Origin of the sequence: Chryseobacterium sp. GM_Chr_2, from assembly GCF_026540445.1 — a bacterium.
GTDB lineage: Bacteria > Bacteroidota > Bacteroidia > Flavobacteriales > Weeksellaceae > Chryseobacterium.
In genome coordinates this window covers 1-1156 of the sequence record NZ_JALNUD010000024.1, presented here as the reverse complement: position 1 = coordinate 1156, position 1156 = coordinate 1, and the positions used below count along the sequence as shown (strand labels likewise).

The 1156-nt window shown below is 39.4% G+C and carries 1 protein-coding gene; it reads left to right on the top strand.

Annotated elements, in window-relative coordinates; translation table 11 throughout:
* On the top strand, nucleotides 1–1156 hold a 1156-nt coding region (locus tag OXQ85_RS20550), incomplete at both ends, for a DUF6443 domain-containing protein (RefSeq protein WP_267407011.1).

Below are 1156 nucleotides of genomic sequence, written 5' to 3'. Positions count from 1 at the left end.
CAGTATTTTGATGGTTTGGGCAGACCCAAGCAGGTTGTGAATGTAAAAGCCTCTCCCTTAGGCCGAGACGTTGTGACGCCTATTGAGTATGATGGTTTTGGTCGACAGGTTAAAGATTATCTTCCGGTTCCGCAGGGAAATACCCTGAATGGAGCAATCATCCCCAATCCTTTAGGTAATGTACCTTCCGTATATGGCTCGGAGAAAATTTTTTCGGAAAAAGTCTTGGAAAGTTCTCCTTTGGATAGAATTCAGCAACAGATTCAGGTGGGTAACGATTGGAGCACCAAGCCTGTGAAGTTTGATTATGATGCAAATACAAATGCAGATTATGTAAGAAAATATGAAACTTCAACGACTTGGGTTGAAGGCAGAACACAAACGACAGTTCAGTTGCTTCAGTATTTTTTACCCAATCAACTGTATAAAAATACGGTAACCGATGAAGATGGTAACAAAACCATCGAGTTTAAAAATGGAAAAGGTCAGGTTCTATTGGTAAGAAAAGCTTTAAACGCAACGGAAAATGCTGATACGTATTATGTTTATAATGAATATGATCAGTTGGCTTTTGTAATCCCTCCGTTGGCTTCAGCTCCCACCGTAGAATCTTCTACAATGGAAAATCTGTATTATCAGTATCGATATGATGGCAGAAACCGTTTGGTAGAAAAAAAACTTCCAGGCAAAGGCTGGGAGTATATGGTGTATGATCAATCTGATCGGCTGGTTATGACTCAGGATGCGGTAATGAAAACTCAAAGTAAATGGTTGATGACCAAATATGACCAGTTTGGAAGAGTTGCTTATACCGCGATTATTTCAGGAGGTGAAAGATCCAATATGCAGGCTCAAGCCGATGTGAATTTGATTGTTGAGAGCAGACACAATGGTGGTTTTACACAAGACGGGATGCAGATTTTTTATACGAATAATTATTTCCATGTGCTTGAGAAAGTGCTTACAGTTAATTATTACGATGCCTATCCTTCGTATGGTTTTAACCCATCATTTCCAACCACTATTTTAGATCAGCCTGTGCTGACGGGTACTGCTGATGCAGAAGGTTTAAGCACAAAAAGCCTTCCGGTGATGAGTTTGGTTAAAAATATCGAAGATGATAACTGGACGAAAAATTATACTTATTATGATACGA